The sequence below is a fragment of the Mycobacterium sp. 2YAF39 genome (assembly GCF_052114565.1).
Lineage (GTDB): Bacteria > Actinomycetota > Actinomycetes > Mycobacteriales > Mycobacteriaceae > Mycobacterium.
The window spans coordinates 16,451-38,126 of sequence record NZ_JBFREZ010000006.1; the positions used below are offsets into that span (position 1 = coordinate 16,451).

General features: G+C 64.9%; 21 protein-coding genes and 1 pseudogene. 9 read left to right on the top strand and 13 right to left on the bottom strand.

The features are described from left to right. Positions 1–43: 43 nt before the first annotated feature. Positions 44–1,159 carry a DUF7159 family protein gene (locus tag AB4Z42_RS17755; RefSeq protein ID WP_442010533.1) on the top strand — a complete coding sequence of 372 codons (1,116 nt, stop codon included), beginning with the start codon at positions 44–46 and terminating at the stop codon, positions 1,157–1,159. 3 nt (positions 1,160–1,162) lie between these two features. Here the strand turns inward: AB4Z42_RS17755 and AB4Z42_RS17760 are convergent, their stop codons facing one another. Further along, positions 1,163–2,905 (bottom strand): Hsp70 family protein, encoded by a 1,743-nt coding sequence (locus tag AB4Z42_RS17760; protein ID WP_442010534.1) that lies wholly within the window; start codon positions 2,903–2,905, stop codon positions 1,163–1,165. Positions 2,906–3,022: 117 nt separating this feature from the next. Between AB4Z42_RS17760 and AB4Z42_RS17765 the strand changes: the two genes are divergently transcribed. Further along, positions 3,023–3,481 carry a nuclear transport factor 2 family protein gene (locus AB4Z42_RS17765; protein WP_442010535.1) on the top strand — a complete coding sequence of 153 codons (459 nt, stop codon included), beginning with the start codon at positions 3,023–3,025 and terminating at the stop codon, positions 3,479–3,481. 3 nt (positions 3,482–3,484) lie between these two features. On the opposite strand, the gene AB4Z42_RS17770 is transcribed toward AB4Z42_RS17765, so the two are convergent. Continuing rightward, entirely contained in the window at positions 3,485–4,138 is a 654-nt protein-coding gene (locus AB4Z42_RS17770; RefSeq protein ID WP_442010536.1) for a L,D-transpeptidase family protein, read from the bottom strand. Between the two features lie 61 nt (positions 4,139–4,199). Here AB4Z42_RS17770 and AB4Z42_RS17775 point away from each other — a divergent pair, with 61 nt between their 5' ends. Next, positions 4,200–5,690, top strand: coding sequence for a bifunctional phosphatase PAP2/diacylglycerol kinase family protein (locus AB4Z42_RS17775; RefSeq protein ID WP_442010537.1), 1,491 nt, complete (start codon positions 4,200–4,202; stop codon positions 5,688–5,690). Here AB4Z42_RS17775 and AB4Z42_RS17780 read toward each other — a convergent pair. Then, positions 5,644–6,315, bottom strand: a complete 672-nt coding sequence (locus AB4Z42_RS17780) for a phosphatase PAP2 family protein (RefSeq protein ID WP_442010538.1) — start codon at positions 6,313–6,315, stop codon at positions 5,644–5,646. The genes AB4Z42_RS17775 and AB4Z42_RS17780 overlap by 47 nt on opposite strands. A gap of 295 nt (positions 6,316–6,610) precedes the next feature. On the opposite strand from AB4Z42_RS17780, the gene AB4Z42_RS17785 reads away from it, so the two are divergent. Then, positions 6,611–7,093 carry a hypothetical protein gene (locus AB4Z42_RS17785; RefSeq protein WP_442010539.1) on the top strand — a complete coding sequence of 161 codons (483 nt, stop codon included), beginning with the start codon at positions 6,611–6,613 and terminating at the stop codon, positions 7,091–7,093. 115 nt (positions 7,094–7,208) lie between these two features. Continuing rightward, a pseudogene (locus AB4Z42_RS17790) lies at positions 7,209–8,215 on the top strand (IS481 family transposase). Here AB4Z42_RS17790 and AB4Z42_RS17795 read toward each other — a convergent pair. Together AB4Z42_RS17795 and AB4Z42_RS17800 are read right to left on the bottom strand one after the other, a co-directional pair. Continuing rightward, positions 8,212–9,054, bottom strand: a complete 843-nt coding sequence (locus tag AB4Z42_RS17795; RefSeq protein ID WP_442010540.1) for an SDR family oxidoreductase — start codon at positions 9,052–9,054, stop codon at positions 8,212–8,214. The pseudogene AB4Z42_RS17790 and the gene AB4Z42_RS17795 sit on opposite strands and share 4 nt — an antisense overlap. A gap of 45 nt (positions 9,055–9,099) precedes the next feature. After that, positions 9,100–10,023, bottom strand: coding sequence for an enoyl-CoA hydratase (locus tag AB4Z42_RS17800; protein WP_442010541.1), 924 nt, complete (start codon positions 10,021–10,023; stop codon positions 9,100–9,102). A 295-nt stretch (positions 10,024–10,318) separates the two neighbouring features. Between AB4Z42_RS17800 and AB4Z42_RS17805 the strand changes: the two genes are divergently transcribed. The 4 genes from AB4Z42_RS17805 to AB4Z42_RS17820 all read left to right on the top strand — a co-directional run bounded on the left by AB4Z42_RS17805 (position 10,319) and on the right by AB4Z42_RS17820 (position 12,857). Continuing rightward, on the top strand, positions 10,319–10,669 hold the full coding sequence (locus tag AB4Z42_RS17805) for an intersectin-EH binding protein Ibp1 (RefSeq protein WP_442010542.1): 351 nt from the start codon (positions 10,319–10,321) through the stop codon (positions 10,667–10,669). Between the two features lie 120 nt (positions 10,670–10,789). Next, positions 10,790–11,173 carry an intersectin-EH binding protein Ibp1 gene (locus AB4Z42_RS17810; RefSeq protein ID WP_442010891.1) on the top strand — a complete coding sequence of 128 codons (384 nt, stop codon included), beginning with the start codon at positions 10,790–10,792 and terminating at the stop codon, positions 11,171–11,173. Positions 11,174–11,225: 52 nt separating this feature from the next. Further along, the gene (locus AB4Z42_RS17815; RefSeq protein ID WP_170311127.1) at positions 11,226–11,390 is read left to right on the top strand and encodes a hypothetical protein; all 165 of its coding nucleotides are present in this window, start codon (positions 11,226–11,228) and stop codon (positions 11,388–11,390) included. Then, a complete protein-coding gene (locus tag AB4Z42_RS17820) occupies positions 11,391–12,857 on the top strand; it encodes an alpha,alpha-trehalose-phosphate synthase (UDP-forming) (RefSeq protein ID WP_442010543.1) in 1,467 nt (488 codons plus the stop codon). On the opposite strand, the gene AB4Z42_RS17825 is transcribed toward AB4Z42_RS17820, so the two are convergent. The 8 genes from AB4Z42_RS17825 to AB4Z42_RS17860 are packed head-to-tail and all read right to left on the bottom strand — an operon-like array spanning position 12,844 to position 21,667. Then, positions 12,844–13,332, bottom strand: coding sequence for a mammalian cell entry protein (locus AB4Z42_RS17825; RefSeq protein ID WP_442010544.1), 489 nt, complete (start codon positions 13,330–13,332; stop codon positions 12,844–12,846). The two genes, AB4Z42_RS17820 and AB4Z42_RS17825, sit on opposite strands and share 14 nt — an antisense overlap. Beyond that, entirely contained in the window at positions 13,332–14,021 is a 690-nt protein-coding gene (locus AB4Z42_RS17830; RefSeq protein WP_442010545.1) for a mammalian cell entry protein, read from the bottom strand. Before AB4Z42_RS17830 ends, AB4Z42_RS17825 begins: the two co-directional genes overlap by 1 nt. After that, entirely contained in the window at positions 14,021–15,784 is a 1,764-nt protein-coding gene (locus AB4Z42_RS17835) for an MCE family protein (protein ID WP_442010546.1), read from the bottom strand. The genes AB4Z42_RS17830 and AB4Z42_RS17835 overlap by 1 nt, the downstream gene beginning before the upstream one ends. Next, complete coding sequence (locus AB4Z42_RS17840; RefSeq protein ID WP_442010547.1) at positions 15,784–16,995, bottom strand: MCE family protein; 1,212 nt, start codon at positions 16,993–16,995, stop codon at positions 15,784–15,786. Before AB4Z42_RS17840 ends, AB4Z42_RS17835 begins: the two co-directional genes overlap by 1 nt. Further along, on the bottom strand, positions 16,992–18,407 hold the full coding sequence (locus AB4Z42_RS17845) for an MCE family protein (protein ID WP_442010548.1): 1,416 nt from the start codon (positions 18,405–18,407) through the stop codon (positions 16,992–16,994). Before AB4Z42_RS17845 ends, AB4Z42_RS17840 begins: the two co-directional genes overlap by 4 nt. Continuing rightward, a complete protein-coding gene (locus tag AB4Z42_RS17850) occupies positions 18,404–19,450 on the bottom strand; it encodes an MCE family protein (RefSeq protein ID WP_442010549.1) in 1,047 nt (348 codons plus the stop codon). Before AB4Z42_RS17850 ends, AB4Z42_RS17845 begins: the two co-directional genes overlap by 4 nt. Further along, positions 19,443–20,477, bottom strand: coding sequence for an MCE family protein (locus AB4Z42_RS17855; protein WP_442010550.1), 1,035 nt, complete (start codon positions 20,475–20,477; stop codon positions 19,443–19,445). The genes AB4Z42_RS17850 and AB4Z42_RS17855 overlap by 8 nt, the downstream gene beginning before the upstream one ends. Then, positions 20,477–21,667 (bottom strand): MCE family protein, encoded by a 1,191-nt coding sequence (locus AB4Z42_RS17860; RefSeq protein ID WP_442010551.1) that lies wholly within the window; start codon positions 21,665–21,667, stop codon positions 20,477–20,479. The genes AB4Z42_RS17855 and AB4Z42_RS17860 overlap by 1 nt, the downstream gene beginning before the upstream one ends. Positions 21,668–21,676: the final 9 nt, after the last annotated feature.

Genomic DNA, 21,676 nt, shown 5'->3' on the forward strand with positions numbered 1-21,676 from the left:
CGGTACCCTCGGTACGAGTTGCGGCAAGATCGGGGGCATCACCATGGAGGTCGTGCTCGGCGTTTCGATGACGTCGCGAGCCGTGCGCTGGGTTCTCGTCGAGGGCACCACGGGTGAGGGCGCCACCATCGACCGCGGCACGTTCGACCTGGCCGACGCGGTCGACCCGGACGATCTGCTGGATGTGCTGCTGGTCGCCGAACCAGAACGACATATCCACGCCATCGGCCTGACCTGGACCAATGCGGCAGAAGATGCGGCATCGGGGGTTCAGCAGGCTCTGGAGGCCAGGGGCCACGACAACATCATCGCGGTCTCGGAACTCGAGGCGGGCGACGTCTTGGCGTCCGGCATCGCAGGCATCGCCGACTACGAGGACATCGCTGTCTGCGTCGTCGAACCCGACTGCGCGGTAGTCGCGATCGTCGACGCCGGTGGGGTGAGCGTCGACCGCTTCGCCCGTCCCCCTGACGGGTCGGATGTGGTCGAGCTGCCGAGTTCGGTCATGGCGATGCTGGATCTCGATGACTGGCGTCCCGATTCGATCTTCGTGGTCGGCTCGGCCGAGGATCTCGACCTGATCAAATCGACGCTCGAGGCAGTGACGGATGCCCCCGTCTTCTCGGCCGCAGAAGCTGATCTGGCGCTCGCCCGGGGCGCCGCGCTGGCGTCGGCCCGCGCAGTGAACGGCCTGGAGACCGCCGGTTCGCATCGGCCGTCGAGAGTCCGCGCGTTGACTGCGGTCGTCGCCGCAGCCGCGGTGACGTTGGTCGTGTCGCTGTCGATCGCACTTGTATCGAGCCTGTCCGACGAGGCGGTGGCCGAACAGCACGCCGCGAACACCGAGCCCAGCGCCGAGGTGCCTACACCGCCGGACACACAATCCGCGACGAAGATGTCGAACCTGACCGAATCGCTGGAGGCGGCACGCCCCGTCGTCGCGCAGACCATCGTGGCCGCCGCGCCGCCTGTCCCAGAGGCTCTACCACCCGCGATCCCGGCACACGCGCCCGCCGTACCGACGTATTCGCCACCGCCGATCATTGCGCCACCACCGGTGCCCGTGATCGTTCCGCAGCCACGGCTGCGCGATCGGATTCTGGAACGCATTCCGATCATCAACCGGTTCCACGAACCGGAATACCAGTCCCCGCCGTAATCCCTACGGCACAGGGGCCGGTTGGTACGGGTTGTTGGGCACCTGAACCGGAATCGGCACCGGGACGAACGGCACCGTGATGTAGCTCGTCGTCATCGCGGGCGTCGTGGTGGTGGTCACCGTCGTGGTGGTCGGCGTCGTTGTCGTCGTCGTCGTCGTGGTCGTCATCGTTGTGGTTGTCGTCGTGGTCGTCGGCGGCGTCGTGGTCGTCGGGGGTGTGGTGGTCACGTATGTCGTGACCGGCTCCTGGGTGGTGGGTGGAGGAGGTGCCTCACTGGTGACCGTCACAGTTTCCCGGGGCGGCGGGGCAACCGATGCCGGTGGTTCGAGACTCGCGGGCGGCGGCTCCGCGCTCGGCGGTTTGACCGGGGCGACGGTGCTGGGAGGAGAATCCGTCTCGCGGGTGCTGTTGCTCGTCAACGCGATCGCCACTCCGCCGACGGCGATCAACGCGATCGCAGCGGCCACCCCGAAGACCAGCTGCGGCACCCGTTGCCACACACGTGGTTCATCTATCGGCCCGGTCGCGGGCACGTACTGCACCGGTTGACGCATTGAAGTTGCTTCTGCGTCATACGGATTGGTGTAGGGATTCTCGCCGGTGTACGGCACGGGCTCATCGACGACGTCGTCGTCTTCGGACCACGCCAGCGCACTGACAGTCTCCGACGCGGGCGCCATGCCCGTCTGCGCATCGGCCGCACGCGCCCTACCCGTATCGGCATCGGCCACCGCCGGCGCCAATCCCGTCTGCGCATCGGCCGCCGAACCGTATGCCGCGAACAATGCCGCGCCGACTGCCGCATCCAATGCGGGCTGTGGTGTCGTCACTACCGGCCTGTTCGAATGCTCCGAAAGACGTTGTGCGATCAGTGGAATACCCGCACCGCCGCCCACTGTCGCGACGGCAGCGACGTCGTGCCAGCCAATTCCGTTGCGCTCCAACGTATCATCCAGCGCGGCGAGAACGCCACCGAGCGCCGGTGCGATCAGCGACTCCAAATCCGATCGCGTCACCTGAATCGTCGACCGGTGACCCGGGAGCTCCGCGACGACTTCGGTCACCGATTCCGTGGACAGCCGCTCCTTGGCGGCACGGCATTCGTCCCTCAGCCGGGCCAGCGATCCCACCGCGGCGGTGGCCGCCGGATCGGCGTCACCTGTCGCCGCGTGGTCGTTGACGATGTGGCTGAGCAACGACTGGTCGATCTGGTCTCCGGAGAACTCCACATACCTGGTGGTCTCATCGATCGGCTCGAAGGATCTGCCGGCGTCCGCCAGCGTGATGCTCGTCCCGCTGCCGCCGAAATCCAGCAGAGCGATCACACCCTGCGATGCCAACCCGGGATTGCTCTTCAGCGCGGTCAGTGACGCGAGGGCGTCCGACACCAGTCGCGCGGGCATACCGTTGGACGCCAGGTTCGGATCGGCGCGCAATGCGGTGCGCAGACTGCGCAGTGTCCCCATCCCCCAGTGCGCAGGCACAGCGATCGCAACGTCGGATGAGGGCTGCCCACTCGCGGCGCCGACCATAGCTCCCAGCGCCTCGACCAACAACCGATCGGCCTGGTGCGACGTTCCGTCCGGGGCGACCAACGGAACCGGGTCGCCGATGCGTTCGACGAATCCGCCCAGCACGGAGCCGTCGGCGAGGGCCACCACCGAACGGCGTATTACGGGTTGATTGCCGACACGCGCCGCGACCAAGTTCGTCGTCCCGATCGACAACCCCAACGGGTCGCTCATAACGGACCACACCATAGCGGTCCGACCTGCCGATATTCGTTAGACACTCCGTACCAACACCGTTCCACCATCACGGTTTTGGTGCGGCGCAGTAGACGGTGTGCTGCAATGTCGGCCATGGGTGACATCGACGACATCAAGCAAGTCAAGTACCGCTACCTCCGCGCGCTCGACACCAAACACTGGGACGAGTTCGCTGACACGCTGACCGAGGACGTGGTCGGCCGGTACGGCGAGTCGATCGGCGAGGAGCATCACTTCACCAACCGCGATGAACTGGTCAGCTTCATGCGCACCTCGCTCGGGCCGGAAATCATCACCGAGCATCGCGTCACCCACCCCGAGATCGCCGTGGACGGCGATGAGGCGACCGCCACCTGGTACCTGCAGGACCGGGTGATCGCGCCGGATTTCAACTTCATGTTGATCGGCGCGGGTTTCTACCACGACAGGTACCGCAAGACCAGCGACGGCTGGCGGATCAGCGAGACCGGTTACGACCGTACCTACGACGCCTCGATGTCCACCGAGAATCTCAACTTCAAGGTGAAAGCCGGTCGGGCAATCAATCTTTGACCGTTACTTCGAGATCGCGATGAGCGCCCCGGGTCGGAGCCAACGCATGATCTCGACCAGCTTCGCATCGTCGATGGCCACGCAGCCCGCGGTCGGCCCGCCGTCGGTGGCGTGGAGGAAGAACGCGCCGCCGTTGCCGGGGACACGCTCCTTGTTGACCCCCATCACGACCGCATGCACGTACTGGGGGATCTCGAGGTTCTCGGTGCCGCTGGCCGGATCAGTGTTGAACGGGCACTGCGCTTCCTCGCACACCTGCATGGTGTTGTAAGTGGGGCTCTTCATATCCCCGTCCCACCAGTGATTGGGACCGACCTGGACATACTGCAGACCACCGCCGGGGTTGGGTTCAGTCCCGAATGCGAAGTCGAGCGTGAATACACCCATTGGCGTCTTCATCTGGCCGTCATGGGTCTGCGGCGCCATTCCCGAGGCGCCGATGAACGCCGGGATTCCGACTGCGACTGGCTGCCAACCGGCGGCGGTGCGCTGGTAGACGTCCATCTTGGCTGACGAACCGCCAACGCCCACAACGGAAATAACCTGGGTGGCGTTGCCGACCGATTGCGCGAACCACGGCGCATTCTGCGCCTGGCTGACGGATGCGGTCGCGAGCGCCAACACGACCACGCAGGACAGGGTCAGTAGCCGGCGCACCCGTACATGCTAGGGGGTGTTATCGGTTTGCTGTCGCAGGCGCGTGGATAGATTAAGCGACATGAACCTCCTGCCCATTCGTCGCCATCGAGGCATCCGACAGATCGGAGAGGGCCTCGGCACGCTGGACCGCGAGGTCTTCGAGGCTGTCGCCGAATCGCCGAGCCCGCTGATCGACGCGGTGATGCCGCGACTGACCAGTGCCGCGGACCACTCCAAGCTGTGGTTCGCCATCGCCGCGGGGCTGGCGGCCTTCGGCGGGCCGTCGATGAAGCGGGGTGCGTTCCGCGGGGTGATGACCCTCGGGGTGACAAGCCTGCTGACCAATCAGGTGGCCAAGCGGGTGTGGAAGCGGCCCCGGCCGTCGCGGATGCTGGTGCCGTTGGCCCGGCAGACGCGTCGGATACCGACGTCGAACTCACTGCCGTCCGGCCACTCGGCGAGCGCGGCCGCGTTCGCCGTCGGCGTCGGGCTGGAGACGCCTGCGCTGGGGCTGGGCCTGGCGCTGCTTGCCGGTCTGGTCGGGATGTCGAGAATCGCCACGGGCGCGCACTATCCCGGCGACGTGCTCGCGGGCTTCGGGATCGGGGCTGGTGTCGCGGTCCTCGGTTCACGGGTGGTGCCGCCGGTCGTGCCGACTCGGCTGCCCACCGCCGATCCACTGCGGGTGGACACACGGCAACGGCCCGACGGCGAGGGCGTGGTACTGGTGGTCAACCCGGCGTCCGGTGGGGGGACCGGCGCCGACGTAATCGAGCATGTCCGAGATGCGTTGCCGCGCACCGAGATCGTCTCGGTCGACGAGAGCGACGACATCGAGGAGGAGCTACGCGCGGCGGCCGAGCGGGCCGAAGTGCTCGCCGTCGCCGGCGGAGACGGGACGGTGTCGTGTGCCGCCGGTGTCGCCGACAAAGCCGGTATTCCACTGGCGGTCTTCCCCGGTGGCACCTTCAACCACTTCGCGAAGGACATCGGCTGCGAGACCGTGGCCAAAACCGTGGAAACGATTCGGCAGGGGACCGTGTCCTGTGTCGACCTCGTGTGCCTCAACGACGGCCAGTTGGTGATCAACACGGCGAGCATCGGCGCCTACCCGATGTTCGTGCAGACCCGCGAGAAGTACGAGCACAAGATCGGTAAGCCATTGGCCGGCATCTACGCGATGTTCTACACCTTGCGACACGGCGTACCGGTACGCATCAAGTACGACAACAAGACGTTGCAGACGTCACTGTTCTTTCTCGGCAATTCCGTGTATCTGCCATCGGGATTCGCGCCGTCACGGCGGACACAGATGGACGACGGCCTGCTCGACGTCCGCATCCTGGAAACGGGCCGCCGGCTCGCGAGAATGCGCATCCTGGTGGCGCTGGCGCTGGGACGGCTGACCCGCAGCCCGCTGTACCACGAGATGCGCGTGCCGGAGTTCTCGTTCACCGCCGTCGACGGCCCGACGGTGCTCGCCCACGACGGCGAGATCGGCACGGAATTCACCGACGCCGCCTTCAACGTGCGCTATCGCGCACTTCCGGTTTTTCGCCCCCTGCGGTGACCGGTCGCCGCGGCGGCAGTAGCAGTAGACAGAGGGCGAAATAGGCGTAGCCCAATGCCCATCCGGCGATGACGTCGGACGGGTGGTGCACATTGAGCACGACGCGGCCGATCCCGATGAAGATGACGATCAACGCGCCGACAGCGGCGAGCCACCCCCGCAGCGGCGGTGGCACGACGGGCCAGCAGATCGTCAACAACACCAGGACACCGACGATCACGCCGAGCGCGTGACCGGAGGGAAACGACATCGAATAGGCGAACACCAGCGCCGTTGGCGGACGCGGGCGATCGGCCAAATGCTTCGCGAGCTCGATCAGCGGTCCCGACAGCCCCGACGTGAGTAACACAAATCCCGCGAGCCGCCAGTTGCGGCGCCACAACGCCACGACGACCACCACCAGACCTGCAAGGCGAAAAGCGTTGGGCCCGAGCACGGTGCAGAACACGTCCCACGACGTCACCCAGCCCGGGTGGAGCTCGCCGTAGCGGTACGCGGGCCCCAGGCCCGCCGTGTCCATCGCGGCCAACCACGTCCACCCAGACACATAGCCGATCCACATCAGCGCGTACACGCCTATCGCCGCTACAGCGGAGCCCAGGAGCCGGCGCGTCCTGGGTGTCATAGGAATAGCTCTACCAGTCGACACCCGCTGCCGTTAGGGTGGCTGGCCGACATCCGTTCGGAGGTCGAATCCGAGGGCGTCATCTACCTGGGCGAATTCCTTGCGGTCATCGCGCGATTCCCGATCTACCACAGGTCGACCCGGAGTTCAGCGGTCACCTCTCGCTGACCTACAAGGCTGCTCTGCCTGACGATGTCCTGAGTCTTGTCACCACGCGAACGCTGGCGTTCGACGTCCCACCGACCTCTGCCTACAGCGTCCTCGGGATTCCCCGCGGCTGAGCTACGGTGCCTGTATGGCGGTGTTTCTGCGCAAGCTGCTGCGCATCGGCGGACTGACCGACGAACTGCGGGCCGAGACCGAGGCCGAAGGCGTCATCTATCTCGCCGAGTACGTGCCGGTCACTCGGCGGTTCAGCGGCAAGATCCCCGGTAAGCGCGCACACGGCAACGTGTCGAGTTATGTCGGCTCGCTGGTGGTCACCAATCAGCGGATACTCGGCACGCTGTCATCCGTGCCGAAGCTGGCCGGCCGCACCATCGATCAGCGTTGGGACGCCGCGCAGTCGGGCGCCGTGACAGCCGATCTGTCTGAAACCGGACTGCACATCGAGGTCAACATCAACGCCGTCGACCCGCATTTCGAAGGTCAGCTGTCGCTGCAATACAAGACGGCTGTCCCGCCCGAGGTGCTGGCGCGCGTGCCGCGACGCTCACTGACTTTCGACGTTCCACCGGAGTATGTCTTCCGCGCGGTCGGAGTGCCGTACCACCCCTAGCTGTGATGTCCAGGGAGGTTGTCCCTCCCGTTATCGGTGAGCCTGTGTGACAGGGAAGGCCTCCGGTTGTGAAGTGGAGCTGTCTAGGAACCGCTTCACCAACCAGGAGGCCTTCGTGTCCCACGCTAACGCTGCTCTGACCCCGCGCGCTCGATTGAGGCTCGCTCGACTCGTCGTCGAGTCCCACTGGACCTACGCCGCGGCCGCCAAGATGTTCATGGTCGCCCCGCGAACCGCCAGGAAGTGGGCCGACCGCTTCCGCGTCGAGGGCGAGGCCGGGATGGCCGACCGCAGCTCACGTCCGCACACGAGTCCGACCAAGACCACGCCGGTGCTGATGCGTCGGATCGTGGACATGCGGTGGCGAAAGCGGCTCGGGCCGGTGCAGATCGCCGGCCAGCTCGGCGTGCCGGCGTCCACGGTGCACGCGGTGCTGACCCGGTGCCGGATCAACCGACTGTCCTACATCGACCGGGTCACCGGCGAACCCATACGACGTTATGAGCATGACCATCCGGGCTCGCTGATCCACGTCGACGTCACCAAGTTCGCCAACATCCCCGACGGCGGCGGGCACAAGTTCTTGACCCACCAGCAAGGCAAGCGCAACGCGCGCCAAACGGCACGACGCACGGGTGACCGCGGTGATCGCTCCCACAACTGGCGCCCGCGAATCGGAATCGCATTCCTACACACTGTGATTGACGATCATTCCCGTGTCGCCTACGCCGAAATCTGTACCGACGAAAAGGCGGTCACGGCGATCGGTGTGTTGCAGCGGGCGGTGACGTGGTTCGCCGAGCACGGCGTCACCGTGGAACGAGTCCTCTCCGACAACGGTGCGGCCTACCGGTCCTACGACTGGCGCGACGCCTGCGCCGAACTGAACATCACCCACAAACGAACCCGCCCCTACCGCCCCAAACCAACGGCAAGATCGAGCGATTCCACCGCACCCTCGGCGACGGTTGGGCCTACGCCCAGTTCTACGAGTCAACCGACCAGCGCAACACCGCGCTGCCCGGCTGGCTGCACTTCTACAATCACCACCGAGCCCACTCCGCTATCGGAGGCCGCCCACCGGTCACCCGACTGACCAACCTCCCTGGACATCACACCTAGCCCTCTTGCGAGACGACTCCGCGCAGTCCGTCCGCACCGAACAACGGCTCCAGCATCGACGAGTAGTCGGGGCCGCGGCGGACGAGCACGCCGCCATCGACGTTGATCACCTGGCCGGTGATGTAACTGGCGGCGTCGCTGAGCAGAAACACCGCACAGTTCGCGATGTCCTCGACCTCGCCGGGTCGGGGTAGCGGCGTGATCTTTGCATAGTCGGCGCTCAGTTCTGCCGAATCAAGAACCGGCGCAACGAGTTCGGTGCGGATCAAACCGGGCCGGATACAGTTCACCCGCACCCATGACGCGCCGAGTTCGTCGGCCGCCAGCTGCATCAGATGGTCGATGCCCGCCTTCGAGACCCCGTAGGCGCCGAACCACCGGTGGGTATTGCTCGCCGCGATCGACGAAATGCCGATGAACGATCCGCCGCCGCCGCGAACCATCTCCCGCGCCGCGTGCTTGAGGACGTACATGGTGCCGTTGATGTTCAGGTCGACGGTTCGCCGCCACGCCTCGGAGTCGATCTGGGTGACGGGGCCGATGGTCTCGCTGCCGCCTGCGCAGTGCACCACGCCCTGCAAGCGGCCGGTCCACGCCGTCGCCGCCTCCACCACACGAGCGACTTCCTCCTCGTTGGTGACGTCGGCGGGCTCGTACAGCACCGACCCCTGACCGCCCTTGGCCCCGATCTCGTCGGCCGCGGCCGAGAGCCTGTCGGCGTTGCGGCCGACCAGCATCGCGTTACCGCCTGCCGACACGACTGCCTCGGCCACCCCTTTACCGATGCCGCTACCGCCACCGGTGACCAGAACCGTTTGCCCCGCCAATGACAGCTGCACCGCAGACTCCTTCGTCCGTCAACTAGAACAGGTTCTAGTTATACGTCACGGCTCGTCGCGGCGGGCGAGCTTGGGTGCTCCCAACGTCCGCCAGTCCGGCACGTCCGGCGGCAGGCCGACCGGATACCGGTTCTCGTTCGCGGCGGCCCAGTGGGCGTGCCCGAGTTCATGGATGTGAAACGCGTGCCGTAGCGCCTCGGTGAAGCCCATCGCGTCGGCCGCGGCGTTCACCGAATCCTTGACCAACAGCGCGGCCATGGTGGGCCGCTCGGCGATGCGCTTGGCGAACTCGAGTGTCTTGTCCTCCAGGTCATCGCGCGCGAAGACCTTCGACACCATGCCGAGCCGGTAGGCCTCGTCCGCATCGATCGAATCACCGGTCAGCAGAAGTTCTTTGGCTTTTCGCGCACCGAATTCCCATGGGTGGGCGTAATACTCCACCCCCGGCATGCCCATCCTGACGGCGACGACATCGCTGAACTTGGCGTCGTCGGAGGCGACGATCAGATCGCAGGCCCAGATCAGCATCAGCGCAGCCGAGATGGCGTTGCCCTGCACCTGCGCAATGGTGATCTTCCGCAGATCCCGCCAGCGACGGGTGTTCTCGAAGAAGTAGTGCCACTCCTGCAGATAGGTCTTCTCCGCGACGGCGTTCCGGGTGGCGCCGTTGATCGAGAAAGTCGGGTGCTGGCCGGGTCCGGGTTTGCGCTCCGACAGCGCCTCCTCCGAGCCGAGATCGTGTCCGGCCGAGAAGTTCTTACCGCGTGCCGCCAGAATCACCACCCGCACCTCGTCGTCAGCCTCCGCACGACCGAAGGCCTCGTCCAGCTGTACCAACAGAGTTCGCGACTGGGCGTTCTGGGCTTCGGGCCGATTGAGCCAGATGCGCGCGACGCGCCCCTCGTCCAGCGTTTCGTAAGTGACCTGTTGTCCGGCCGGTCCGGCCGTTGTCTGATCAGGGCTAACCACGGCCGACCACCTCGTTCGCGTTATAAGACAGCTTGCACATTACGGTGCCGCGCCAAGCAGTCGCCCAGCGGTGCCACAGCAAATACGCAGCAGCTCCACAGAACACAGCTATCTCGACGACGCTCTGCTCTCTATTATGTTGATTACGAGTACACGTCATCTAGCACGACTGCAGCGCCCGCCGCATTTTCAGAGATGCCATCCCGACGCTCAGCAAACTCAGAGGAATGCAGCCAGGGCATGCTCTCCACGCGGAAGATCCACCGAATCGCCCGGTGACCTCTAGAATTTGGGAATGGCCACTCCTAAATTCGCGATACGGCGACAACTTTTGATCGGCGCCTTCGTCGTCGCGGCGGCCGCGGCGCCTGCGATCGCCGCGTTCTCGATGCCCGAACCCGGTATCGCCCAAGCCCAATGCACGGGCGGCGAGGAAGCCGACCAGTTCACCACAACCTGCGTTCCCTATCTGGTCCCGAACAGCGGCGGCTCGGGATTCACCACGACCGCGGCGAACCCCGATATGCCGGAGATCGACGGCATTCCATGCACCGGAGGTAACTCGGGCGCGTGCATCGGTCTTTCGGAGGATCAGTCGCTCCTGCCGAATGTCACGCCCCGTTCGACAATCAGCTCCAGCCCGTGAAAGGGCTGGAAGCCAGGGAACCGGCGGAAGCTGTGCAGAAATCTCGCAGCTTCCATAGAATCCATGCCGACGACATGGTCTAACAAGACGACATGGTCTAACAAAACAGAAAGCGTGACAATGGCGACCTCCCAGCTCTCAGCTCGACGACTGATGCTTGCCGGTGGATTTGCGGTCGCAGTTGCCGTTGCCCCCGCGATCGCTGCCGTCGCAGCGCCCACTGCCGCACTAGTTGCACAGGGATGCCCCGGCGGTGAAGAGGCCGATACGTTCACCGGCACGTGCGTACCGCACACCGTCCCCAACTCCGGTCCTTCGCCCTTCAACACGTCTTCCGGCAACCCGGATCTGCCGGTGGTGTCTGTGCCCGGCGGCGGCGGCTCCATCCCCTGCACCGGCGCCAACTCCGGTCAGTGCATCGGCCTTGCCGAGGAGCAGCAAGCCCAGGGACCCGCGGTTGTGCCTCAGTCGACCGTGGGTCACAGCCCGACCGTCACCAACTAGGCGGCAGAAGCCTCCGATCGGCGGCGACGGCAACGTCGCCTAGAGTTGTCGTATGCCTGCGAAATCTGATCCCGCCGAGCTCGGCGACGTCGAACCGCTAGCCGACAGCACTGCACGCCAGGCCAGGCGCGTAGTAGCCGCATACGCGAACGACGCCGACGAGTGCCGGGTCTTCCTGTCGATGCTCGGCATTGGACCCTCGAAGCTTGAGGCGTAAGTGAGCCCGGGGAGCGGCCGCAAGGTCAGCTCCGGGGACTCTGACTTCGTCGTGGTGGCCAATCGGCTGCCGATCGACATGGAGCGGCTGCCGGACGGCACCACGACGTGGAAGCGAAGCCCCGGTGGGCTCGTGACCGCCCTGGAGCCGCTTCTGCGCCGCCGACGGGGCGCCTGGATCGGGTGGCCGGGCATTCCCGACGCCGGCGACGACCCGATCGAACAGGACGACCTCCTGCTGTGCCCCGTGAGCCTGTCCGCCGACGACATCGCCGAGTACTACGAGGGCTTCTCCAACGCCGCGCTGTGGCCGCTGTATCACGACGTCATCGTCAAGCCGATCTACCACCGGGAATGGTGGGACCGGTACGTAGAAGTGAATCGGCGCTTCGCCGAGGCGACGGCCAAGACGGCGGCCGAGGGCGCCACGGTGTGGGTGCAGGACTATCAGCTGCAGCTGGTTCCGAAGATGCTGCGGCAGCTGCGGCCCGACCTGACCATCGGCTTCTTTCTGCACATCCCGTTCCCGCCGGTCGAGCTGTTCATGCAGATGCCGTGGCGCACCGAGATCATCGAGGGCCTGCTCGGCGCCGATCTGGTCGGCTTTCACCTGCCCGGCGGCGCACAGAACTTCCTGATTCTGGCCCGCCGGCTCGTGGGCGCCAACACCTCGCGTGCGACGATCGGCGTGCGTTCCCGATTCGGCGAGATCAACGTCGGCTTCCGCACCGTCAAGGTGGGCGCGTTCCCGATCTCCATCGATTCGGCGGCGCTCGATCAGCAGTCGCGCTCGCGGGCGATCCGGCAGCGCGCGAAGGAGATTCGCAAAGAACTCGGCAATCCTCGCAAGATATTGCTTGGTGTCGACCGGCTCGACTACACCAAGGGCATCGACGTGCGGCTCAGGGCGTTCTCCGAGCTACTCGACGAGAACCGTGCGAAACCCGATGACACTGTGCTGGTTCAGCTCGCGACACCGAGCCGGGAACGCGTCGAGAGCTACATCGCGATGCGCGAGAGCATCGAACGTCAGGTCGGCCACATCAACGGGGAGCACGGCCATATCGGTCATCCGATCGTGCACTACCTGCACCGGCCGATACCGCGCGACGAGTTGATCGCCTTCTTCGTCGCCGCCGACGTCATGCTGGTAACCCCGCTGCGGGACGGCATGAATCTGGTCGCCAAGGAGTACGTGGCTTGTCGAAGTGACCTCGGCGGCGCGTTGGTCCTCAGCGAATTCACCGGTGCCGCAGCCGAACTCCGCCAGGCCTACCTGGCGAATCCGCACCATCTCGAAGGTGTCAAGGATGCCATCGAAGAGGCCTTGGATCAGACGCCGGAGGAAGGCAGGCGGCGGATGCGCGCGTTGCGTCGCCAGGTGCTCGTGCACGACGTCGATCTGTGGGCGAAGTCATTCCTCGAGGCGCTGGCCTCGACGCGAGAGGACGCAACTACATCGGAGTGATGTAGTTGATCAGCCACTTGCCGTCTATGCGCTTGTAGTCGACCCGCAATCGCGCGCCATCGTAGATCGGCTGTTCGCGGTTGGTCTTCTCGGACACCGTGCGGTTGATGTAGACCATCACCGCTGCCGAGTCACGCTGAGCATCCATCACGCCGACGCCAACCACGTTGGCCTGACTCACCAATTCCCGCGCCCGGGCCTGCGGAATGATGTCGGAGTTCGCCCTGTCCTCGAACTCCTTGCGGTACTCGGGCGTGAGCATCTGGTACGCGTCGGTGAGATTGCGCTCGACGGTCTTGTAGTCGTACGTGAACACGGTAGGAATCTGTTGCTGCGCAAGCGGTCCGAGTTCATCGCGGGCAGCCTGCTCACTTCGCGTCTCCACTCGCTGCCAGTACAGGCCACCACCCACCGCGGCCAGGCTCACGAACACAACGGCCCCCAAGGCCGCGAGGCCACTCAGGATCCAGCGCATCAGTTGCCGCCGTTGGGGTAGTTGAGGTCGTAGGCGGTCATCGACCCGTCGTCACCCTCCTGCACGATGATGCGCAGCCGGTAGGGCTGCGACGGCCGGTTGTTGCCGTTCATGTCACTGGCCGTGACCCGCGCCGACACCAATACCGATGCCTTCTTGCTGACGTCGTCCATGTTCTCGAGCGCGGCACCGTTGATGACCGTCTCCGAACTACCGCCCGTATCGCGGAAAATCGCCTTGAGGTTTGTGACGTTCTCGTTGGTGGCGAGCATGTCGCGCAACGGCCCGCTGGTGCCGTCGACGAACCGGTCGACACTCTCATCGATGGTGTCCTGCTTGAAGCTGAACATGTTCACCACGGTCTGAGTCGCGGTGTCGACGAACCGCTGGTTGCGCGCCTGCGTCGCTTCTGTGTTGTGCCGCTGCACGATCAGCACGGCGACGACAGCGCCGAGCCCACTCGTCGCGATGATCGCGCTCACACACGCAACAATTGCCACCAGCCGGCGGTGCGGCTGCCTGCGCGGCGGGGTCGCAATCTTGCTCGCCGTGCGAGCAGGCGTTGGGAAGGTGGGGTCCGCTGCCGGCACGACCACGGCGGTGGCCTCGGCGGCCTTGCCTGTGGTCGGACCGGCAGGACGGGATGCGCGGCGGCGCAAGGCCTTCCGCGGAGGTGTATCGGATTCCATCAGGTTTGCCTCGGATAGAGCATCAGATCGACCCACGTCTCTTGCGGACGCATATCAGCGACGCCCGGCGCGTAAACACCGGTGCCGCCCGCCGGGTCGACGAAGACTCCCGTGTTCTGGTCGTAGGTGCCGTAAGTGGTTCCACTGGCTTGCGGCTGGGCCGGCGGTGGGGCGGCCGGCGGCGGCGGTGCCGCGGGCGGTGGCGGTGGCGGTGGGCCGTAAGGCCCCGCGAACACCGGCGGCCGCGGACCGTCGATCGCCGGTCCGACTGGGGGCGGCGGCCACGCGTTCGGATACGGTGCCGGCGGAATCCACGCCGTGTATGGCGGCGGCGGGGGTCCCGAGTTCGGAGGGGGAATGTACGGCCATGGCTGATGGGGCGCCGGCCCCGGGCCGGGCTGCACCCCTGGCGGGACCATACCCGGCGGGACGGGATATCCCGGGTCCGGATCGTTCTGCGGCGGGATGTAAGGGAACTTGTTGGGCGGCAGGGTGTTTCGCCCGTCCTCAGGTGTGTCGTCCTCCATGACGTCCATCGGTGTGCCGATGGGCACCGGAGGACCGCGCCACGGGCTGTTGCCAATCGGGACGTAGCCGTTCGGATCGCGGCACAACTGAATGGTCGGCGCGCGCTTGCCCGGGAACTCCTGGCACGGATAGTTCCGCGCGCCGCGCACCACCATCGGATCGTTCTGTGCGACCTTGCAATACAGGTCCGTCGGCAGGTCACGCAAAGTCGTGTCGCCCGGCGAACGAATTGCCGACGGCGGCAAGAACCCCGTGTTGCACGGCGGCGGATCGTTGATCGAGATCTTGAAGTCCTGCTTGCCGCCTTCGTCCGCCGGAAGCTGGCCGCCGATCGTCAGAAGAGATGCCTGCAGCGCAGGAAAGATGACCAGCGCCTGTTCGATCGACTTGTGGTAGATCACGCCGACGCGGCCGAAGTTGGCCAAGTTCGCCGCGAGCACCGGGAACGACGGGCGGATGCCCGAGAACGTTTCGCTGGCTTCGGCCGCCGCGCCCGGCGCGGTCTCGAGCAGCGAACGCACCTGCGGATCGGCCCCTGCCACTTCGCTGGTCAAGCGCGCGAGGCCGTCGGACAGCGACCGGATGTCGTCGCCGCTGCGAATCTGCGCCTCCAGCAGCGGTCCAGCCTGATCTATCAGCGCCGAGGTCTGCGGCCAGCTTGCGTTGGCCTCGTCGATCAGCACTCGTGCCGACCTGAGCATCCGCGCCAGTTCGGGCCCTGAACCATTGAACGCATCGAACGCCTCGCGCAGGAGATCCTGGAGCCGGGTGTTGTCCAGGCTGCTCACCAACCGGTCGGCCTCACGCAACATTTCGGCGACATCCTGCGGTATCGCCGTCTGCTCCTTCGGGATCGATGCACCGTTACGGAGCACCTCCGGTGAGGGATCAGCGGGCGGAACGAAATCCACATACTGTTCGCCGACCGCAGACACGCTCTTGACGGTGGCGGTGGAGTTCGAGGGGATCTTGACATCGCTGTTGAGCAGCATGCGCGCGGCGACCCCGCCGTCGGTCAGCTGCACCGACTCGACGCGGCCCGCTTGCACACCGCGGAAGGTGACGTTCGAGTTCTCGTACAGTCCGCCGCCTGCGACGAAATTCGCCGTCACCTCGTACGTGCCAAGACCCAGCCGTGCGGGGATTTGGACGTAGAACAGAGCGATCGCGCCGACGGAAAGTACTGTCACGACGGCGAAGATCCACAATTGGATTCGCGCAGTTCGATTGAACATTACTGGGGCGGCACCTCCTGACCCGACGCGGTGCCGGGCGGGATCTGGAACGGGTCTGCCGCCTGCCCTGACAGGTTCGCCATCTCCCCGGTGAGAAATTCCGGCGGGTTGACGACTTCGCCGAGGCGCTTCATGTTCGAGTCGAAGAATGACGTCGTGAAGATGGTCTCACCGAGTCGGCGGATCGTCAGATCGAACGTGGCGAAGACGTTGAAGTAGTCGCCCCTGGCCACCCGGCTCAGGTTCTTCCCGGGGAACGGGAAGGTGGCGAAACTGTCCAGGCTTGTCACGAGATCTGACCGAACATCGTTGAGCGGCTTGATCACCGAGTACACGTCGATGAAGTCCTGGGCGAAGTCATCCTTGGTCTGGGACAGGATGCGCGACGCCACGTTGCCGAGGCTCTGCAGCGCGGCGAAGGCATCGACGATGTTGTCACGGTTTTCGTTGAGTACCTTCAGGGCTCCTGGGAGGGTGTCCAACGCGCGACCCAGACTGTCCTTGCTCCTGGCGAGGACGCCCGCAAATCTGTTCAGGCCTTCGGCGGTCGCGATGATGTCATCGGTCTGCCGATTCAGCGAGGACGCCAGCTCAGCGAGCCGCGGGATCAGGCCGTTGAATTGGCCCTCGCGGCCGGCCACCGCGTTGTAGACCTCTTGCGTAATATCCTGCAGCCCACCGAGGTTGCCCTTGTTGACGACCACACCCAGCGCGGACAGCACTTCTTCTGTCGTTGGATAGCGGCTGCCCTGGCTCAGCGGGATCTGAAGTCCCTCACGCAGTTCGCCAACCGATGGCTTGTCGGTCGGAGCCGCCAGCTCGATGTGCTGCGACCCCAAAAGCGATGTCTGCGCGACCTTCACCGTTGCGTTGGCCGGCAGGTTGACCTGTCGGTCCAGAGACAGTCTCACCGCCGCGTAGAAGGTGCCGTCGTCCCGCTGAACGGCCTCGATTCCGGACACGCTCCCGACCGTGACGTTGTCGACCATCACGGGCGAGTTCTGTGGCAGCGTCGCGATGTCGGGCACTTCCACCGTGATCGAGAAGGCACCCTTGCCGTGGCCTGCGGTGCCCGGCATGTTCAGCGAGTTCAGCCCGCCGAACTGGCAGCCGGCAAGCAGTACCGTCCCGGTTCCGATGACCAGGGTCCGGCGCGTAGCGCGTCCGGCCCTGAGCCGCCCAGCCCTGATCCCTAGTGACTTGCGCATCATCCCCCGCCTCCCGGGATAGCGGCCTCGGCCGGAAGCGGACCGGGCGGTGGGCCCGGCGGTGGACCAGGCAGTGGGCCTGGGGGTGGGCCCGGTGGCGGTACTACCGGACCGAGCGAGTACGGCTGCGCCGGCGGGGGCGGGCCCGGGGCCGGGTTCTGGGGCAGCAGCAACGCACTCGGGTCTCCGCCGTCACCACCGGCACGGGGCGGGAAGCGGCCGTCGGCCGGAATCCACTCGAGATACGGGATGTAGGTCTGCGCCTTGGCTTCTGTCGCGGGGGTGTCATAGATGACCTGGCCCTTGTACGCGGTGATCGTGTTGATCCCGTGCTCCATGAACGGCGGGAAATTCATCGCGAGGCGTTTGAGCACGGGCGCCATCCGCTGACGGCAGATCTCGGCTCGCTTGTCATAGTCGGGCGTTCCAGCACCTTCGAAGTTCCCGCAGATGAACTGCACCGGGTTGGCGAATTCCGGTAGGCCGAGGAGACCGTTGGCGGTGCCCTGGGCCGGGTTGTAGATGTTGTAGAAGTTCGCCATGGCGTTCGGCAGCACATGCAGGATCTGCTCGACGTCGTCGGTCTGGTTTGTCAGGATGCTGGTGAAGTCGGTCAGCCGCTCGATGTTGCCGATCAGCACCTCGTTGTTTTCGTCGAGGAAGCCGCGGACATCCGACAGGGCCTGGTTGAGGCTACCCAGGGTGTCGTCCAACCCCTCAGCGCTGTCGGCCAATACCTGCGAGACCGACGACAGATGCCCGCTGAATTGGACGATCTGCTCATTGCTCTTCGACAGCGCGTCGACAAGAACCTGCAGATTCTTCACGGTGCCGAACAGGTCGGCACTCGAGTCACCCAGCCGCCCAGCGGTTTGCGACAGTTCGCGCACGGCTTGCCGGAACGAGTTACCGTTGCCGTCGAAGGTGTCGGCGGCCTGATTGACGAATTCGCTCAACGGACCCTGAACCTGGCCCGCTGCGGGTCCGAGCTGCTGGCTGAGCCTCGTCAGCTCGGTTTTGACGTCGTCCCACTCCACCGGCACGGCCGTGCGGTCCAACCCGATGCTGCCGCCGTCCTTCATCGCGGCGCCCTCTTTGAAGACGGGGGTGAGTTGAACGAACCGGGCCGCAACGAGGTTCGGCGCCATGATCACCGCGCGAGCATCGGCGGGAACCTTGACGTCGTCCTTCACCGACATGGTGATCTTCACGGAATCGGCTTGAGGAGTGATCGATTCGATCGAGCCGATCGGAACGCCGATGATGCGGACTTCGTCGCCGGGATATATTCCTGCCGCCGACGGGAAGTATGCGACGACCCGGTAGGAGGTGACTCGCGGCCATATCACGAAGACACCACCGATCAGCGCCACCACCAGTGCGGTGATGACGCCCCAACGTATCCAGCGGCTCACGGTGACTTCGGCCTTATGATCAGGCGCTCGTTGATGAACCCCTTCAGGAGGTCAGAGAGGCTGTCTGGAATCTTGCCCGGTTGGAAGTAGAGGTCCAACAGGAGAGCCTCCTGCGTATTGTTCGGTATCGCATTGGGCAGGTTGACCATGAAGCCGGAAGCCGAACCGACCGACTCGCCGAGCGCGGTGGCGTAGGGCGGCAGCCGCTTCAGCGCCTCACTGATGTGATCGCGGCGTTCGAGCAGGTCGTCCAGCACCAGATTCAGTTTCTTCAGGGCCGGACCGAACTCGCGCCGGTTATCGGCAACAAAACCCGAAATCTGCTGTGACACATCGTCGATGCCGGCGATCAAATTGCTCAGCGCGGCTCGTCGCTCGTCGAGCGCGGCGAAGAGTGAATTGCCTTCGGTGATCAGTTGATTCACCTGGCCGGACCTGTCGGCGAGTATGCCCGACACCTTCTTCGCGCGTGCCAACAGCTGGCCGAGCGCCTCGTCATTGGCGTTGATGCTGCGCGACAACTCGGACACGCCGTCGAGCGTGCGACGCAGCTCGGGCGTCGCATCGCGGAATGACTCGGTCAGTACACCCAGCGCCTTGGTCAACTGGTCCTTGTCGAGCGCACCGGAGTTCTCGCCGAGATCCTGAAGCGCCATGTTCAGCGTGTACGGAACTGTCGTGCGGTCCACCGGAATTGACGTCACCGACCCGCTGCCTTGTGGAGCGACCCCCAGCGACCGCTCTCCCAGAACGGTGTCGGTGCGGATCGACACCAGAGTCTGATCGCCGAGCCTGACATGGCGGTCGACGGTGAAAGCCACCCTGGCGACGTCACCGGCGAGGCCGACGCTGGTCACTTTGCCCACCGTGATGCCGGAGACGTTGACGTCGCTGCCCGGTGCGATGCCACCCGCGTCGGCGAAGAATGCCTCATAGGACTTGCCCTGCGGATAGAACGGCAGGGTGTTGTAGCCGAACGCGACGATCACAACCATCACGATGACCGCGATGCCGAAGATACCCGCCCGGATGGTCTTATCCATTGTCTGAGCACCTGCCCTTCGACGGGTCCGGCACGCCGCCGATCGGCAGGAAGATATCGCTTCCTGCAGGCCCGTTGAACTTGAGCCTCGTCGCGCAGATGTAGTAGTTGAAGTACGACCCGTATGAACCGAGGGAATTGAGTCGCAGGTAGTTCTCGGCCAGCGGTTCGATGACTCGATTGACCTCGGCCTTGCGGTTGTCGAGCTCGGTCGAAAGCGGGCGCAGGTTCTCGAGCACACCCTGCAACGGTCGCCGCGATTTGACCAGCATGTCGGTCAGATCATTTTCCGCGGACGCCAGCGGCGGTATGGCCCCTGCGATCGGATCCTTGCCCTGCGCGAGTCCGCTGACCAGCTTCTGAAGTTCGTCGATGCTCGCGTTGAACTCCACGCTCTTGTCGTCGATGGTCCCCAGCACCTGGTTGAGGTTCTGGATCACCTCCGAGATCACCTGATAGCGATCACCTAGGGACTGGCTGAATGACCCTGTTTCCGAGAGCAATTGGGACAGGGCGCCGCCCTGGCCCTGCAGCAGTTCGAGGATCGCATTACTGATCTGGTTGATCTGGTCGCCATTGAGGCCCTTGACCACCGGGCGTAGCCCACCGAGCAACGCGTCGAGATCCAGTGCCGGCTGGGTCTGGTTGATCGACATCACGCCGCCCGGAGGCAACTTTCGAAGCTCGCCCGGGCCCGAGGTGATCTCCATGAAGCGGTCGCCGACCAGGTTCTCGTACCGGATGACGGCTCGCGTCGACGTGTACATCCGGTACTTCTTGTCAAGGGAGAACGCCACATCGACGGTGTTGTCGGGATTCAGCTTTATGTCGTCGACGGTCCCCACAGGAACCCCGGCGATCCGCACGTCGTTACCGCCCTCGAGTCGCGAGGCATCGCTGAACGTGGCGTGGAAACTGTTCGTCGATGAGAACCGGAGCTCGCCGAAGATCACCACCAACCCGGCGGCGACCAACAGCATGGCGACCACGAAGATGCTCACCTTGGCCAGGAGCCCGCGCTGGCTCATCAGAAGTCGTCCCGTTCCGCGAAGGCGCCATTGAAGAGGAACTGGAATGTCGACGGGGCGTCGACCTGAACCTCGGTGAACGGCTCGTACGGTATGTAGGCGTTGTCGGTCACCAGGAACGGTGACCTGAAGTAGGAACCGCCATATTGCAGGCTGGGGATGTTCGGAAGGCCGCGGCAGTTGGGACCACCCGACGCATTAACGATCGGCAGGCTCTCCGGATACGTGTATGACGGCACGCCCAGCACGAAACTGGAACTGGTCATCGCGCCGGGTTTGAGGCCACCGACAATGGCCGTGCCCCGCTTGTTACCGATGGCAACGCCTTGCACGATGCAGCCGAGTTCCGGCGAATAGTCGCCTAGCACCTTCAGCGGCGCCCGCAGCCGCTGGATCGCGGCGATGTAATCGTCGGCCCCGGGCTCCAGCGTGGCGGTTGCCTCGTTCGCCAACCCGATTGCGGCGAGCAACGTCGCGTTCAGGTTCTTCTGCTCATCGACGATCGTCTTGCTGATCGTCGGCACGTTGTTGATCACCGTCACCAGGTCGGGACCGGCATCGCCGTAGATGTTGGACACCGTCGCCGTCTGCGAGAATAGCGACTCAAGCGTCGGCAACTTTGGATTCAGTTGCGCGAGATATTGATTCAAACCCGCCAGGGTGCTGCCGAAGTCATCGCCGTGACCGCGCAGCCCCTCCGCGATCGCCGACATGGTCGCGTTCAAGTGGATGGGGTTGATCTTGTCCAGGACGTTGATCAGGGTCTGGAACAACGTGTTGGCTTCCAGCTGCACCGACTCGGCCTGGACCACGGCACCGGCGCGAAGGCCGGCACCGGACGGCTGCTCCGGCGCAAGGAATTCCACCGACTTCGCGCCGAATACTGTTGTGCTGCCGATACGCACTGGCGCGTTCGACGGGACATAGCGCATCTGGTCGCGGTTGATCGCGAGCGTCAGTGTCGCCTCGTCACCGGAGTACGCGATGTCTTCGACCTTGCCGATCTGGATACCGCGGTACTTGACCTTGGCGTCCTTGTCCATCACCAAACCGGCGCGTGACGAGTTCACCGTCACTGTTTCGGTCGGCGTGAACGCGGCGGAGTACGCGAGGTAGGTGAAGACCGTGAACGCCACGATGACGGTCGCCAGCACTAAGGCGGCGATCCTTATCGCGAATGTCCTGGACACGATGTCTCC